At 68.1% G+C, this 14,673-nt stretch carries 17 protein-coding genes; 14 read left to right on the top strand and 3 right to left on the bottom strand.

The features are described from left to right. Positions 1-222: 222 nt before the first annotated feature. The 6 genes from EDC22_RS11420 to lpxK all read left to right on the top strand — a co-directional run bounded on the left by EDC22_RS11420 (position 223) and on the right by lpxK (position 6,325). Complete coding sequence (locus tag EDC22_RS11420) at positions 223-1,035, top strand: 3'(2'),5'-bisphosphate nucleotidase CysQ (RefSeq protein ID WP_207903760.1); 813 nt, start codon at positions 223-225, stop codon at positions 1,033-1,035. Beyond that, positions 1,032-1,277, top strand: a complete 246-nt coding sequence (locus EDC22_RS11415; protein ID WP_132806785.1) for a DUF4170 domain-containing protein — start codon at positions 1,032-1,034, stop codon at positions 1,275-1,277. The genes EDC22_RS11420 and EDC22_RS11415 overlap by 4 nt, the downstream gene beginning before the upstream one ends. Before the next feature lie 165 nt (positions 1,278-1,442). After that, the gene (locus tag EDC22_RS11410) at positions 1,443-3,299 is read left to right on the top strand and encodes an ABC transporter ATP-binding protein (RefSeq protein ID WP_132806784.1); all 1,857 of its coding nucleotides are present in this window, start codon (positions 1,443-1,445) and stop codon (positions 3,297-3,299) included. A 15-nt stretch (positions 3,300-3,314) separates the two neighbouring features. Continuing rightward, the gene (locus tag EDC22_RS11405) at positions 3,315-4,007 is read left to right on the top strand and encodes a lysophospholipid acyltransferase family protein (RefSeq protein ID WP_132806783.1); all 693 of its coding nucleotides are present in this window, start codon (positions 3,315-3,317) and stop codon (positions 4,005-4,007) included. Beyond that, on the top strand, positions 3,991-5,295 hold the full coding sequence (locus tag EDC22_RS11400) for a 3-deoxy-D-manno-octulosonic acid transferase (protein ID WP_132806782.1): 1,305 nt from the start codon (positions 3,991-3,993) through the stop codon (positions 5,293-5,295). Before EDC22_RS11405 ends, EDC22_RS11400 begins: the two co-directional genes overlap by 17 nt. A gap of 4 nt (positions 5,296-5,299) precedes the next feature. Continuing rightward, the gene (gene lpxK, locus EDC22_RS11395; RefSeq protein WP_245499728.1) at positions 5,300-6,325 is read left to right on the top strand and encodes a tetraacyldisaccharide 4'-kinase; all 1,026 of its coding nucleotides are present in this window, start codon (positions 5,300-5,302) and stop codon (positions 6,323-6,325) included. Positions 6,326-6,410: 85 nt separating this feature from the next. On the opposite strand, the gene EDC22_RS11390 is transcribed toward lpxK, so the two are convergent. The 3 genes from EDC22_RS11390 to EDC22_RS11380 all read right to left on the bottom strand — a co-directional run bounded on the left by EDC22_RS11390 (position 6,411) and on the right by EDC22_RS11380 (position 7,922). Beyond that, positions 6,411-6,644 carry a DUF2093 domain-containing protein gene (locus EDC22_RS11390; RefSeq protein WP_207903759.1) on the bottom strand — a complete coding sequence of 78 codons (234 nt, stop codon included), beginning with the start codon at positions 6,642-6,644 and terminating at the stop codon, positions 6,411-6,413. A gap of 95 nt (positions 6,645-6,739) precedes the next feature. Continuing rightward, complete coding sequence (locus EDC22_RS11385) at positions 6,740-7,351, bottom strand: pyridoxamine 5'-phosphate oxidase family protein (RefSeq protein ID WP_132806779.1); 612 nt, start codon at positions 7,349-7,351, stop codon at positions 6,740-6,742. Positions 7,352-7,382: 31 nt separating this feature from the next. After that, entirely contained in the window at positions 7,383-7,922 is a 540-nt protein-coding gene (locus EDC22_RS11380) for an invasion associated locus B family protein (protein WP_132806778.1), read from the bottom strand. Between the two features lie 283 nt (positions 7,923-8,205). On the opposite strand from EDC22_RS11380, the gene coxB reads away from it, so the two are divergent. The 8 genes from coxB (at position 8,206) to EDC22_RS11345 (ending at position 14,614) form a co-directional block, all read left to right on the top strand. Continuing rightward, positions 8,206-9,039, top strand: coding sequence for a cytochrome c oxidase subunit II (gene coxB, locus EDC22_RS11375; RefSeq protein ID WP_132806777.1), 834 nt, complete (start codon positions 8,206-8,208; stop codon positions 9,037-9,039). Between the two features lie 39 nt (positions 9,040-9,078). Then, positions 9,079-10,680, top strand: a complete 1,602-nt coding sequence (ctaD, locus tag EDC22_RS11370) for a cytochrome c oxidase subunit I (RefSeq protein ID WP_132806776.1) — start codon at positions 9,079-9,081, stop codon at positions 10,678-10,680. Positions 10,681-10,746: 66 nt separating this feature from the next. After that, positions 10,747-11,682 carry a heme o synthase gene (locus EDC22_RS11365; protein WP_132806775.1) on the top strand — a complete coding sequence of 312 codons (936 nt, stop codon included), beginning with the start codon at positions 10,747-10,749 and terminating at the stop codon, positions 11,680-11,682. A 3-nt stretch (positions 11,683-11,685) separates the two neighbouring features. Continuing rightward, complete coding sequence (locus EDC22_RS17935) at positions 11,686-11,853, top strand: hypothetical protein (RefSeq protein ID WP_165926879.1); 168 nt, start codon at positions 11,686-11,688, stop codon at positions 11,851-11,853. 13 nt (positions 11,854-11,866) lie between these two features. Further along, entirely contained in the window at positions 11,867-12,487 is a 621-nt protein-coding gene (locus tag EDC22_RS11360; RefSeq protein WP_132806868.1) for a cytochrome c oxidase assembly protein, read from the top strand. A 63-nt stretch (positions 12,488-12,550) separates the two neighbouring features. Then, on the top strand, positions 12,551-13,387 hold the full coding sequence (locus tag EDC22_RS11355; RefSeq protein ID WP_132806774.1) for a cytochrome c oxidase subunit 3: 837 nt from the start codon (positions 12,551-12,553) through the stop codon (positions 13,385-13,387). Between the two features lie 64 nt (positions 13,388-13,451). Continuing rightward, positions 13,452-13,829, top strand: a complete 378-nt coding sequence (locus tag EDC22_RS11350; RefSeq protein WP_132806773.1) for a DUF983 domain-containing protein — start codon at positions 13,452-13,454, stop codon at positions 13,827-13,829. After that, positions 13,829-14,614 carry an SURF1 family protein gene (locus EDC22_RS11345; RefSeq protein ID WP_342635143.1) on the top strand — a complete coding sequence of 262 codons (786 nt, stop codon included), beginning with the start codon at positions 13,829-13,831 and terminating at the stop codon, positions 14,612-14,614. Before EDC22_RS11350 ends, EDC22_RS11345 begins: the two co-directional genes overlap by 1 nt. Positions 14,615-14,673: the final 59 nt, after the last annotated feature.

Raw genomic sequence — 14,673 nt, 5'->3', positions numbered from 1 at the left:
CTGGTGCCCGTCTTCGGGTTCGCAGGATGGCAGGGAAATCTTCGAATCCGCTTAAACGGTTGAGTTAAATCCCAGTGACCGTGAGACTGCCGCTTGATAGCCGTCATGCGCGACACTAAACACGCCCGGTAGTTCTCCGGACCCCCGGCGGGCCTCCGGACCCCCGGCGGGCCTCCGGACCAAGGTCCGGCCGCCGGCAGGCCGCACCGCAAGGACATGCACTTGGCCTCCCAGGATATCGACGATCTCGAGCTCCTCACCGAGGCGGCCCGTGCGGCCGGCGCGCTGGCGCTCGCCCATTTCCGGGGCGCACCGCGTCAGTGGACCAAACCGGACAGCACGTCGGTGACCGAAGCCGATATCGCCGTCGATGCGTTCCTGCGCGAGCGGCTCATGGCGGCGCGGCCGGCCTATGGCTGGCTCTCGGAGGAACACCCCGATGACGGATCGCGGCTGCGGCCGGGCCGGCGGTTCATCGTCGATCCGATCGACGGCACCCGTGCCTTCATCGATCGCGGCGACGAGTGGGTGGTGTCGATCGCCGTCGCCGAAGGCCCGGCCGCAGTCGTCGGCGTCCTCTACAACCCGGTGCGCGACGAACTGTGGAGCGCGCGCACCGGCGGCGGGGCCTACCGCAATGGCGTTCCCCTGGCGGTCTCCCATCCCGCCGAGGCGGCCCGCGCCCGGGTTGTCGCAAGCCGCAAGGCGCTGCGTCAGACGGGACTGTCGGCACCCGGCTTCACGCCGGTGCAGGTGTTCATGAAGTCGCTCGCCAACCGCTTCGCCAACGTCGCCGCGGGGACCGTCGACGGCGCCCTGGCGACATCCGGCAGCGCCGACTGGGACATCGCGGCCGCCCTCGTCCTGATCGAGGAGGCAGGCGGCCGCGTCACGGACGCGAGCGGCGCGCCGGTCCGGCTCAACGCAGGGACGCTGCGGCATCCGCCGCTGGTGGCGGCCGGCGAGCCGCTGCATGCGAGCATCGTTTCGGCGGTCGGCCTGTCGCCGGCCCGTCTGCAGGGGAAACCGCAATGAGCGAAGACACCAACTCCAGACAGCTTCTGCATCTGGTCTTCGGCGGCGAGCTGAAGGATGTATCCGATATCGAGTTCAAGGATCTGGGCAAGCTCGACATCGTGGGCATCTTTCCGAACTACCGGACGGCCTACGATGCCTGGAAGGAGGCGGCGCAGCGGACTGTCGACAACGCCGAGATGCGCTATTTCATCGTCCATTTGCATCGCCTGCTGGACCCTGATGCAGCCTCGGGGAGCTGACGCAGGAACCATGTGCTGAGGCGGGGCGGGGTGCGAGGTCGCCGCAGGGGGCAGCCGCAGCGTCGCGGATGCAGCGTCGCGGATGACGGGGCGGCGGTTACGCTATAGAACGCAGTTGCCGCCACCGGCAGCTGCAGGACGGGCAAGGCTCCGAGGAACACACGCGTGGTATCGAACGTCTTCAGCGACAGCAGCGCGGTCGACCGGATCGACGACAGCCTGCACGCCTCGAATCTGTCGACCTGGCAGGTCGTGCGGCGGCTGGTGCGCGATCACCTGCTGCCACGCAAGCGGCTGCTGATCGGCTGCTTCGCGGCAATGGGCATCTCGGCGGCAACGACGGGTTCGCTGCCGTTCCTGATGCAGATGGCTGCCGACGACGTCTTTCTCGGCAAGGACGAGCGGATGCTGTACGTCCTGCCGCTGCTCGTCGTCATCCTTGTCGGATTGAAGGCCGGCTCGGAGTACTTCGCCACCGTCGGTCAGGCTTATGTCGGCAACCGCATCGTCGCCGACCTGCGTGTCGAGATGTTCGAGCGCCTGACCCAGGCCGATCTCGGCTGGCTGCAGCGCACCCATTCCGGCCGTTTCGTCTCGAGCTTCATGAACGACGTGCTGGCGATCCGCGAGGCGGCAAGCCTCGCGATCGTGGCGCTCGGCCAGAACATCCTCAAGGTGGTCATGCTGACCGGCGCGATGGTCTACATGGACTGGCGCCTCTCGATCGTGGCGATGATAACCATTCCCTTCGCCATCCGCGTGCTCGGCCGCCAGCGTCGGCGGGTGCATGTCTCTGCCACCAAGACCTTCCAGGAGACCGGCGATCTCGGCATCCTGGTCTCGCAGACGCTGACCGGCATCCGCGTCGTCAAGGCCTACGACCGCGAGGAGCACGAGACGGAGCGGGCGCGCCGGATCATCGACCGCACGCTCGAGTTCATCATGCGCTCGGTGCGCACCAAGGCCTCGTCCGGACCGATCGTCGAGGCGCTGACTGGCGTCGGCTTTGCGCTCGCCATATTCTATGGCGGCTATCAGGGCATTCACGGCGCGCTGACCGCCGGCCACTTCATGGGTTTCGTCACCGCCGCGATGCTGATGTACCAGCCGATGAAGGCGGTCGCCGCGCTGCAGACGATGCTTCAGGAGGGGGTGGCCGCTGCCAACCGCGTCTTCGGAATCATCGATCTCGACAGCCGCGTCCGCGAGGTGCCCGGGGCGTTGCCGCTGAAGGTTACTTCCGGGGAGATTCGCTTCGAGCAGGTGTCGTTCGCCTACCGCGACGGCGAGCCGGTGCTGCGGGCGCTCGACCTGCTGGTCAGGCCGGGCCAGCGCGTGGCGCTGGTCGGGCCGTCGGGTGCGGGCAAGAGCACGGTTCTGAACCTGCTGCTGCGCTTCTACGACCCGCAGTCGGGCCGCATCCTGATCGACGGCCAGCCGATCGCCGACGCCACCATCTCCAGCGTGCGCCTTGCCAGCGCGCTCGTCACCCAGGAGCCGGTGCTGTTCGATGACACGATCCGCGCCAACATCATGTACGGCTCGGAGGGGGCGAGCGAAGAAGCGATGATCGCGGCCGCCAAGGCGGCCTATGCGCATGACTTCATCATGAACTTCCCCAAGGGGTACGACACGCCGGTCGGCGAGGCGGGCGGTCTGTTGTCCGGCGGCCAGCGCCAGCGCATCGCCTTCGCGCGCGCGATGTTGCGCGACGCCCCGATCCTGCTGCTCGACGAGCCGACCAGCTCGCTCGATTCCGAGGCCGAGGCGCAGATCCAGAAGGCGCTCGACGAGCTTCTGAAGGGCCGCACGGTGATCATGATCGCGCACCGGCTGTCGACTGTGAAGAAGGCCGATGTCATCCACGTCATGGAGGCCGGCCGGGTCATCGAGAGCGGCAGCCACGACGAGCTGGTCGCCCTCGGCGGCGCCTATGCGCGCCTGCATCGCACCCAGTTCGGCAGCAACGACGACACGCCGAAGCACGGCAAGCCTCGCCGCGCGGGCGCGGCCAGTGCCTGAGTCCGGCGCGGAGCGATGCTGAAGCGGATCACGTCCGCCCGGTCGGTCCAGGTTGCGGCGGGTGTGCTGATCGCCGCCTATCTGAAGCTGGTCTACCGGACCAGCCGATTCACCATCGAACCGCCCGACATCTACGAGCGGATCGATCGCGAACAGCCGGTGATCCTGGCATTCTGGCATGGACAGCATTTCCTGACGCCGTTCATCAAGCGGCCGTACCATCGCGCCAGGGTGCTGATCTCGCGTCACCGCGATGGAGAGATCAATGCCCAGGCGGCCGAGCGTCTTGGCATCGGCACAATCCGCGGCTCCGGCGACACCAAGGGCAAGTTCCACGTCAAGGGTGGCGCAACCGCCTTCCGCGCCATGCTGCAGTCGCTCGAGCAGGGCATCAACGTGGCGCTGACCGCCGACGTGCCGAAGATCTCGCGCCGCTGCGGGCTCGGTGTCGTCAAGCTGGCCCAGCAATCGGGACGGCCGATCGTCCCGGTCGCCATCGCCACCCGCTATCGCAAGGTTATGCGCAGCTGGGACAGGGCGGCGGTCAATCTGCCGTTCGGCCCCGGAGCCGCCGTCGCCGGAGATCCCATCTTCGTGGCCGCCGATGCCGACCGCGACGGGCTCGAAGCGGCCCGGCTGGCCGTCGAGCAGGCCCTCGAGGCCTGCACGGCCCGTGCCTACGAGATCGTCGATGGCCCCGCCCGTTGAAACCGGCCGCTCGCCCCTGCTGATCGTCTATCGCGCGGCGACCGCCCTCGCCGATCCGCTGGCCGGTCCGATTCTCGGTTGGCGGACCCGGCGCGGCAAGGAAGATCCGCGACGGCGCAGCGAACGCTACGGCATCGCGACCGTCGATCGTCCGCCCGGACCGCTCGTCTGGGTACATGCGGCGAGCGTCGGCGAGACCGTCTCCGTGCTGCCGCTGATCGACGCCATCATCGCCCGTCACGCCGTGTCGGTGGTGCTGACGACGGGGACGGTGACCTCCGCCCGCCTCGCTGCAGCCCGGCTCGGCGACCATGCCGTGCATCAGTACGCGCCGCTCGATGCCCGTCGCTTCGTCCGACGCTTTCTGGATCATTGGCGGCCTGGGCTGGCGGTGTTCGTCGAATCCGAGCTCTGGCCCAACATGATCCTTGAGACCGGGGCTTTCGGAGCTTCCCTGGCCCTGGTCAACGCGCGGATGTCCGACCGCTCGTTCCGGCGCTGGCAGGGGCGGGCGCCGGGCATGGCCCGGACGCTGCTCGGGCGCTTCGACTTGTGCCTGGCCCAATCAGAGCTCGACGCCGGGCGCCTGGTCGAGCTCGGCGCCGGGCCGGTCTGCTGGACGGGCAACCTCAAGTACGACGTGCCGCCGCCACGCGCCTCGGCGGTGGAGCTCGGCCGACTGAGGGCAGTCCTGCGCGACCGTCCGCGCTGGGCGGTGGCCAGCATCCACCCCGGCGAGGATGAGGCGGTGCTCGATGCCGAGCGGCTGCTGCGCGAGCGGCACCCGGGCATGCTGGCAATCGTCGCGCCCCGCCACCCCGAACGCGGCTCCGACATCGTCGCTGCTGCCGCTGCGCGTGGCCTGTCGGCCATGCTGCGGTCGTCGGGGGCACTGCCGGGGCCGGAAATCGACGTCTATGTCGTCGACACCATCGGCGAACTCGGTCTCGTCTATGCGCTCGCGCCGGTCGCATTCATGGGCGGCTCGCTGGTCCGCCACGGCGGGCAGAACCCGATCGAGCCTGCCAAGCTGTCCACCGCCATCCTGCATGGGCCGCATATCGGCAATTTTGCCGAGGTCTATGCGGCACTTCAGGCTGCCGGCGGCGCCGAGCTCGTTACCAGCGCGATCGACCTGGCCAGCAAGGTGCAACGGCTCATCGAGACACCGGCCTCGGCGGCGCTGCGGGCCGATGCGGCGCGCCGCGCCGTCGCCGCCTTCGCCGGTGCCCTCGACCGCGTGGTCACGGCTCTCGACCCGCTGCTCCTCGCCATGGCGCGGGAGTAGCGCAGTGCGGGCGCCCCGCTTCTGGAGCGGCCCGCGGCCGGACTGGCGCGCCGCCTGTCTGTGGCCGCTGTCGCTGCCCTATGCGGCGATCGCCGGCCGTCGGTTCGCCCGTCCGCCGACCGCACGAGCGCCGGTCCCGGTCGTCTGCGTCGGAAATCCGACGGTCGGCGGGTCGGGCAAGACCCCGGCCGCGATCCTGATCGCCCGGCTGCTCGCGGCGCTCGGCCGACGCCCGGTGTTCCTCAGCCGGGGATATGGCGCCAATGTCGCGCAGCCGACAGTCGTGGATGCCGCCGTCCATGGTGCCGCGGAGGTCGGCGACGAACCGCTGTTGCTCGCCCGGCACGCGCCGGTGGTCGTGTCGCCCGACCGGACGGCCGGGGCCGGTCTGGCGGCCACGCTGGGCGATGTCGTCGTCATGGACGACGGTTTCCAGAACCCGGGGCTCGCCAAGGATCTGTCGCTGCTGGTCATCGATGGTGGCTACGGGATCGGCAACGGCTGGTGCCTGCCGGCAGGTCCGCTGCGGCTGCCGCTCGGCCCGCAGCTGTCCCGTGCGCAGGCGGTGATCATCGTCGGTGCCGGCGAACCGGGCGAACAGGTCGCGGCGATGGCGCGTGCACGCGGTCTGACGGTGCTGCGCGGGGTGCTCCGGCCGGATGCGGCGATGGCCACCGCCCTTGCAGCTCGGCCGGTCGTCGCCTTTGCCGGTATCGGCCGGCCGGAGAAATTCTTCGCCACCCTGGGCGACATCGGCGCGAAGGTGCTGGAGGCGAGGGGCTTCCCGGACCATCATCGCTTCAGCGAGGCCGATGCGCGCGGCCTCCTCGCGATCCTCCGGCGCAGCGGCGCGATCCCGGTGACCACGGAAAAGGATCGTGTCCGGCTGGGCGCCCCGGTGTCCGGCGCCCTGAAGGCGCTTGCCGATGCTGCCGTGGCGGTTCCGGTCACGCTCGCCCTCGACGAGCCCTCGGCAATCGCGCTGCATGCCCTGCTGAACGCCCGCCTGACGTCGCCGCGAGCCATGTGACGGCCATGCGCTTGCTCGGATCGGCGGCGCTTCCGGGCGCCGGGCCGCGGTGGGTGACCCCGCTGCTGCCGGGCGGGGCGGGCGATCAGGATCCGGCCGGCCGGCGCCGCAGCTTCTCCTCGTAGACCTGTGCGGCGATCTCCGGCCCGGCATAGGCCTCCTGGCGCTCGACGCTCCAGTAGCGCAACTCGGCCAGCGGGATCTGCTTGCCGGTGACCGCGCAGCGCACATAGGCGCCGGGCTTCAGCAGGCGGTAGTCGCCGTCCAGATACTGGATCACGGCCTCACCCTGCGCGGTCGGTCGTTCGTAGCGGTTCATCATCCCGTGAGCCTGGCCCTTGCCGGCCGATGCCGGCAACTGCGCTAGATAATCCCGCGGAGCGCGGATTTCCACCGTCGCGGGTGCCGCGCAGCTCAGTACAGTTCGTTGCGGTAGAGCGCGGCGAGCTCGGCGTCATCGGGAACGGTGATCTCGCCGTTGACCTGATCCTTGATCATCTGGCCGAGGCTCGGCAGCCGCGACCGTTCGACGCGCCCCGCAGGATCCCACAGTCTGGAGCGGATGAACGCCTTGGCGCAGTGCAGGTAGGCCTCTCGCACATGCACCAGCATCACGGTCGCGGGCAGCTTGTCCGCAACAGCGAACCGCTGGCGGAGGTCCTCGTCGTCGCGGATCTCGGCGATGCCGTTGACGCGGAGCGTGTCGTCGAATCCCGGGATCAGGAACAGCAGGCCGACACCCGGATTCCCGAGGACGTTGGTGATCGTGTCGAGCCGTCGGTTACCTGGCCGGTCGGGCAGCGCCACGGTCCGCTCATCGAGCACTCCGACGAAGCCGGGCGCATCGCCGCGCGGTGTCGCATCGCCGAGGCCGTCCGGCCCTTGCGTGGCGACCACGCAGAACGGCGACAACGCGATGAAGGCGCGGCAATGGGCATCGAGCCGGTCGAGCTGCTTGCCGACGGCGACCGTGCTCGGCTCGCCGTAGATCGCCCGCAGCGCAGCCTCGTCGGCAATCCGTCCCATCACGAACCCTTTCCGTTGATTGGCCGTCAGGTCACGGCAGGGCTGCGTAGCCCTCGGTGAAGCCGCCGAGCGACATCGGGATGCCGATGCCTTCCTCCGGCGTCTGGAAGATGATGAAGGTCGCCAGATTGCCGCCCTCGAGCGTCCTGACCAGCTCCTCGTCGATGATCACCTCGGCGACGCAGCCATTCGGCAGGCAGCGGATGAACTGCGCCCGCCCGATATCCTTGTCGTCGATCTTCAGCCCGAGGCCGGTTGGCAGCAGCACGCCGAGCGGCGCCAACACCCTGAGGATGTGGTCGCGCCCGTCGGCCGTCTTCAGCACGATGACGGTCAGCCCGACATTCTGACGGTCCTCGGCGGTCACGCTCTGGATCAGGGCGCATTGCTGATTCTGCGCGCCGGGCGGCGTGTCGCAGCGAATCTGCCAGTCGCCGTACTGGGTCTTGAGTTCGCCCTGCGCCGCCGCGGGCGCGAGCATTCCCATCAATCCCGCCCCTGCCAGTCCGGCAGCCGCGATCAGCCTGCGGCGAAACGTCGCCGTCCGATCCGGCCCAGATCCGTGTGCCATGTTCGGTCGTCCTTCGCTGTTGCGCCTGCGCCTGCGCGCCGGGCATCTGGCGTGGTGCGTAGCAAACGCCCCGAACCTGTCAAGCGGCTCCCCGACAGTCGGGTACCGGGCAACGCGCCGTGCGGAAATTTGTCGCGCCGGAAGCTGGGCAAGGTCATTGCCGAGCATGGCGGAAGTGTGATTTTAAGGCAGGCCCGCTCCTGCCCCCCGCATCGTCGATCGCGCCATGTGCGGAAGGGGCAGTGACGGGCAGCCGGAAGCAAGGGCAAGGGAGCGACTCTAGATGGCTTCGACACGGCGTTTCGCCGCGGTTCTGGCAACCGCCTCGGCAATGGCGACGGCGGCGACGGCGGCGCTGGCGCAGCAGCCGCGCGACTGGCAGCTCGGTCTCCAGCCGGCGGGTTCGCCGGTGATGGAGTCGATCATCAGCTTCCACAACATGCTGCTGGTCATCATCACGCTGATCGTGCTGTTCGTCCTGGCGCTGCTGACATACTGCATCCTGCGCTTCAACGCGGCGCGCAATCCCGTACCCTCGCGCACCTCGCACAACACGCTGCTCGAGGTCGCCTGGACGGTCATCCCCGTGCTGATCCTGGTGATCATCGCCATCCCGTCGTTCCGGCTGCTCTACTTTCAGATGGAGACCCCGGAGCCCGACGTCACGATCAAGACCACCGGCTACCAGTGGTACTGGAGCTACGAATATCCCGACCACGGCATCAGCTTCGATTCGCTGATGCTGACCGACGACGAGCTGCAGCCCGGCCAGCCGCGACTGCTGGCGGTCGACAACGAGATGGTCGTGCCGGTCGGCAAGGTGGTGAAGCTTCTGGTGACCGCCGATCCGATGGGCGTCATCCACTCCTGGACGATTCCCTCGTTCGGCTCGAAGGTAGATGCCGTGCCGGGCCGGATGAACGAGACCTGGTTCCGCGCCGAGAAGACCGGCGTCTATTACGGGCAGTGCTCGGAACTGTGCGGCCGCGATCACGCCTTCATGCCGATCGCCGTCCGGGTGGTGACGCAGGAGGAGTACGAGGCCTGGATCCAGGAGCAGACGGCGTCGCTCGGCAAGGGCGGCAGCGCAGTCGCCAGCCTGCGGGTGACGGACTGAGCTTCGGGCGGAACACGGGACAACAGGGACTGAACGATCATGGCAATCTATGCGGCCGCCCATGACGGGCATGCGGACCATCCGACCGGCTGGCGCAGGTGGGTGCTCTCGACGAACCACAAGGATATCGGCACGCTCTATCTGATCCTCGCGATGATCGGCGGCCTCGTCGGCGGTTTCCTGTCGGTGATGATGCGCCTCGAGCTGATGGAGCCGGGTCTGCAGTTCTTCGGGTCCGGCCAGATGTTCAACGTGTTCGTCACCGGCCACGGGCTCATCATGGTGTTCTTCATGGTGATGCCGGCGCTGATGGGCGGGTTCGGCAACTGGTTCGTGCCGCTGATGATCGGCGCGCCGGACATGGCCTTCCCGCGCATGAACAACATCTCGTTCTGGCTGCTGGCGGCGGCGTTCGTCCTGCTCGTCATCTCGATGTTCGTTCCAGGCACCGCCGACGGCCATGGCGTGGGGGCCGGCTGGACGATCTACGCGCCGCTGTCGACGACCGGCCACACCGGCCCGGCAATGGACTTCGCGATCTTCTCGCTGCATCTGGCCGGCGCCTCGTCGATCCTCGGCGCGATCAACTTCATCACCACGATCTTCAACATGCGCGCCCCGGGCATGACGCTGCACAAGATGCCGCTGTTCGTCTGGTCGTGCCTGGTGACCGCCTTCCTGTTGCTGCTGGCGCTGCCGGTCCTGGCCGGCGCCATCACCATGCTCCTGACCGACCGCAATTTCGGCACGACCTTCTTCTCGCCGGAGGGCGGCGGCGATCCGATCCTCTACCAGCACCTGTTCTGGTTTTTCGGCCATCCCGAGGTGTACATCATCATCCTGCCGGCCTTCGGCGTCATCAGCCAGGTGGTGGCGACCTTTTCGCGCAAGCCGGTATTCGGCTATCTCGGCATGGCCTACGCCATGGTCGCGATCGGCGTCGTCGGATTCGTCGTGTGGGCCCACCACATGTATACGGTCGGCCTCGATGTCGACACGCAGGCCTACTTCGTTGCCGCCACGATGATCATCGCGGTGCCGACCGGCATCAAGATCTTCTCCTGGATCGCGACGATGTGGGGTGGCTCGATCGAGTTCCGCGCCCCGATGCTGTGGTCGGTGGGGTTCATCTTCCTGTTCACCATCGGCGGCGTCACCGGCGTGGTGCTGTCGAACGCCGGCGTCGACCGCTCGCTGCACGACACCTACTATGTCGTCGCACACTTCCACTACGTGATGTCCCTCGGCGCGATGTTCGGCATCTTCGCGGCGTGGTACTACTGGTTCCCGAAGATGAGCGGCTACATGTATTCCGAGGGGATCGCCAAGCTCCACTTCTGGTTGACGTTCGTCGGCGTCAATCTGGTGTTCTTCCCGCAGCACTTCCTCGGCCTCGCCGGCATGCCGCGCCGCTATGTCGATTATCCTGACGCCTTTGCCGGGTGGAACTTCGTCTCGTCGATCGGCTCCTACATCTCCGCCGTGGCCGCGCTGGTGTTCTTCTTCGGTGTCGCCCAGGCGTTCATGAGGAAGGTCAAGGCCGCCGACAATCCGTGGGGCGCCGGTGCAACGACGCTGGAGTGGACGCTCTCGTCGCCACCGCCGTTCCACCAGTTCAACACGCTGCCGAGGATCAGCTGAGGCAGCCGCTGCCGCCGGCCCCGGGCCGGCGGCACCAGATGACCTCCGGACGGACCCCGACGCCCGATGAGCGATGCCAGACTGAACCTTGACGCGACCGCCTCCGAGCTCGTGGGGCGCGGCGGCGTCGGCGATTTCGTCGCGCTGCTGAAGCCGCGGGTGATGTCGCTGGTGGTGTTCACGGCGGTCGTCGGCCTCGCGCTCGCCCCCACCGTGCCGCACCCTGTGATCGCCTTCGCCACGATCCTCGCGATCGCGGTGGGCGCCGGCGCGGCCGGGGCGCTGAACATGTGGTACGACGCGGACATCGACCGGGTGATGGTTCGCACCCGCGAGCGGCCGATCCCGACGGGCGCGGTCGAGCCCAGCGAGGCGCTGTCGTTCGGTCTCGTCCTGTCCGCCGTCTCCGTTGTGGTGCTGGGTCTGGCGACCAACTGGCTGGCGGCGGGGCTGCTCGCCTTCACCATCTTCTTCTATGCCGTCGTCTACACGATGTGGCTGAAGCGTTCGACACCGCACAACATCGTCATCGGCGGCGCTGCCGGAGCCTTCCCGCCGGTCATCGCCTGGGCGGCGGCGACGGGCCAGATTTCACTCGAGCCGCTGGTGCTGTTCGCGATCATCTTCTTCTGGACGCCGCCGCATTTCTGGGCGCTGGCGCTGGTGCGCTCGGGCGACTACGCGCGCGTAGGCGTGCCGATGCTGCCGGTGGTGGCCGGTATCGACGAGACCCGTCGGCAGATCTTCGTCTACGCGCTGATCCTGGTGATGCTCGGTCTGGTGCCGGCCGGTCTCGGGTTCGCCGGCTGGCTGTATCTGGCCGTCGCCGCGGGCCTTGGCGCGATCTTTCTGCGCCTTGCCTGGAGACTGCGGTGGGGCGGTGGTCAGGTGGTCGGGCCGGTCGCCAGACGGCTGTTCGGGTTCTCGATCCTGTATCTGTTCGCCCTGTTTGCGGCACTGCTTGCCGAGCGGCTCGCGGGTCTTCCGGCGATCGGAGCGTGACGGATGACCGGCAACACGCCCGAAGACGGAATCGTCCTCACCGAGGAGCAGCAGCGCCGCCGCCGCCGCCGCTCCGTCGCCATCGGCCTGGCGCTCGCCGGCCTGGTGATCCTGTTCTATCTGGTCACGCTGGTCCGGCTCGGGCCGGGCGTGCTGCAGAGACCGATATGAGGACCTGGCGATGATGCACCCGTCCGCCGATCCCGGACGCCGCAACAGCCGCGCCAATGCGCGCGTCGCGCTGTCGCTTGCGATCCTCGTCGCCGGCATGGTCGCGATGGCCTACGCCGCGGTTCCGCTCTACCGGCTGTTCTGCCAGGTCACCGGCTATGGCGGCACGACGCAGCGCGCCGAGGCAGCCTCCGACACGGTTCTCGACCGCACCATCACCATCCGCTTCGATGCCAATGTGGCGGGCAGCCTGCCGTGGAGCTTCGGTCCCGAGCGCCGTACCATGACCCTGCGCATCGGCGAGACGGGTCAGGTCGCCTACCATGCGCGCAATCTCGGCGCGGCGCCGACGGTCGGCACCTCGACGTTCAACGTGTCACCGCCGGCGGCGGGCATCTACTTCAACAAGATCGAGTGCTTCTGCTTCACCGAGCAGCCACTGGCGCCTGGTGAGGATGTCGATATGCCCGTGGTGTTCTTTGTCGATCCGGCGATCGTCGAGGACAAGAACGCCCGCGGCATCGGCGAGATCACCCTGTCCTACACCTTCTATCCGGTGACGGACGGGTCGGCGGACAGGCCGTACGCGGCAGCGTCGGACGACCGGGCGGCGCCCGGAACGGGCCGGCTGTGAGGCTTGATAGTCAGAGCAGGCCGCGCTAATCGGAGGCGCGACCTGACGAGGGGACGAGGAACCATGGCGGACGCCCACGCTAAGAACCACGACTACCATCTTGTCGATCCGAGCCCCTGGCCGTTCGTCGGCGCCCTGTCGGGCCTCGTCGCGGCGACAGGCATGGTGATGTTCATGCACGACATGGGCCCCTGGGTGCTCATCGTCGGCATGCTCGGCATCTTCTACACGATGATCTCCTGGTGGCGGGACGTCATCAACGAGGCCGAGCACGGCGGCTACCACACGCCGGTCGTGCAGCTGCACCTGCGCTACGGGATGATCCTGTTCATCGCCTCCGAGGTGATGTTCTTCGTCGCCTGGTTCTGGGCCTATTTCGACGTGGCGCTGTGGCCGGATGCCGCCGCCCAGTATTCCCGCGTCGAGGTGACGGGCGGCGTCTGGCCGCCGGTCGGCATCGAGACATTCGATCCCTGGCACCTGCCGCTGCTCAATACGCTGATCCTGCTGACCTCGGGAACCACGGTCACCTGGGCGCACCATGCGCTGCTGCAGGGTGACCGCAACGGCGTCAAGTGGGGCCTGATCTGCACGATTGCCCTCGGCGTGCTGTTCACCATGGTGCAGATCTTCGAGTACACCCACGCCGAATTCGCCTTCAGCGGCCATATCTACGGCGCCACCTTCTTCATGGCGACCGGCTTCCATGGCGCACACGTGCTGATCGGGACGATCTTCCTGATCGTCTGCCTGCTGCGCGTCTATGCCGGCCACTTCAAGCCGAACCACCATTTCGGTTTCGAGGCGGCAGCGTGGTACTGGCATTTCGTCGACGTGGTCTGGCTGTTCCTGTTCGCGGCGATATATGTCTGGGGGGCGGGCACGCACGAGGTCTACTGAGACCTGCCGGCCCACCGCCACAGCTTCGGGGGGGGGCGGCCACGGGCCGCCCTTTTCGGCTTCGATGAACGAGTTCGACGCCTATTCGTCTCGATCCGCGCTGTCGACGGGTCTGGCAGGGCGGTGTCCGCGCTGCGGCCAGGGCCGTCTGTTCGATGGCTTTCTCGCCACCGCCCCGCGCTGCGAGACCTGCGGGCTCGACTACTCCTTCATCGACTCCGGTGACGGGCCGGCGGTCTTCGTGATCTTCATCGTCGGCATCGTCGTCGTCGCCGCGGCCTTCTTCGTCGAGTTCACCTGGCGCCCCGCCTACTGGGTCCACATCGTCCTGTGGGGGCCGGCGATCCTGCTCTTGTCGCTCGGCCTGCTGCGGCCGCTGAAGGGCCTGATGATCGCTGTCCAGTACCGGCGCAAGGCGGCCGAACACCGGTCGGGCGGCTGATGGCGATGGCGGTTGCGGCGCGCGCGGTTCCGCGGTCGGTGGTCGTCGCCGGCGCCCTGACGATCCTCGGCACGGTCGTCCTGTGCGGGCTCGGACTCTGGCAGCTGCAGCGGCTGGCCTGGAAGCAGAACCTCGTCGCGATGGTCGAGGCGCGCGCGCAGGCACCCGCCGTGCCCGTGCCTGCGGAGGCCGACTGGCCGGCGCTGACCCGGGACAGCGACGAATATCGCAAGGTGACGCTCGTCGGCCGCTTCGACCATGGCCATGAGGTGCAGGTCTTCACCTCGCTGCAGGATGACCGGTTCGAGGTATCCGGTCCCGGCTGGTGGGTGATGACGCCATTGAGACTGGACAGCGGAGCCATCGTCTTCGTCAACCGCGGCTTCGTGCCCCACGCGTTCCGGGATCCGGCGACGCGGGCGGCGGGGCAGCTGGCCGGCGAGGTCGAGATCACCGGCCTTCTGCGCCTGCCGGAAGCGGGGAACATCTTCACCCCTGACAATCAGCCCGGCACCCGCACCTGGTATGTCCGCGATCCGCAGGCGATCGCCGCCGCCGAACGGCTTGATCGGGTTGCGCCGTTCTTCGTCGATGCCGATTCAACGCCCAATCCCGGCGGCCTGCCGCTGGGAGGGGCGACGCGTGTGGCGTTCCGCAACGATCATCTGGGCTATGCGATCACCTGGTTCGGACTGGCTGTTGCCCTGGTCGGGGTCTATCTGGCGTGGGCGTGGAGCCAGATCCGCGGGGCGCGCATCCTTGCGGCAGGCTCGGCGCGGCAATAGGGTCCGCCCGGCAACAGGGTCCGGCGGACCGGCGCGGGCAGGGAGCCGGAAGCGAGCAT

Source organism: Tepidamorphus gemmatus (assembly GCF_004346195.1).
GTDB lineage: Bacteria > Pseudomonadota > Alphaproteobacteria > Rhizobiales > Tepidamorphaceae > Tepidamorphus > Tepidamorphus gemmatus.
The sequence above is the reverse complement of the archived record's forward strand: the minus strand, read 5'-3'. Positions and strand labels throughout refer to the sequence as shown.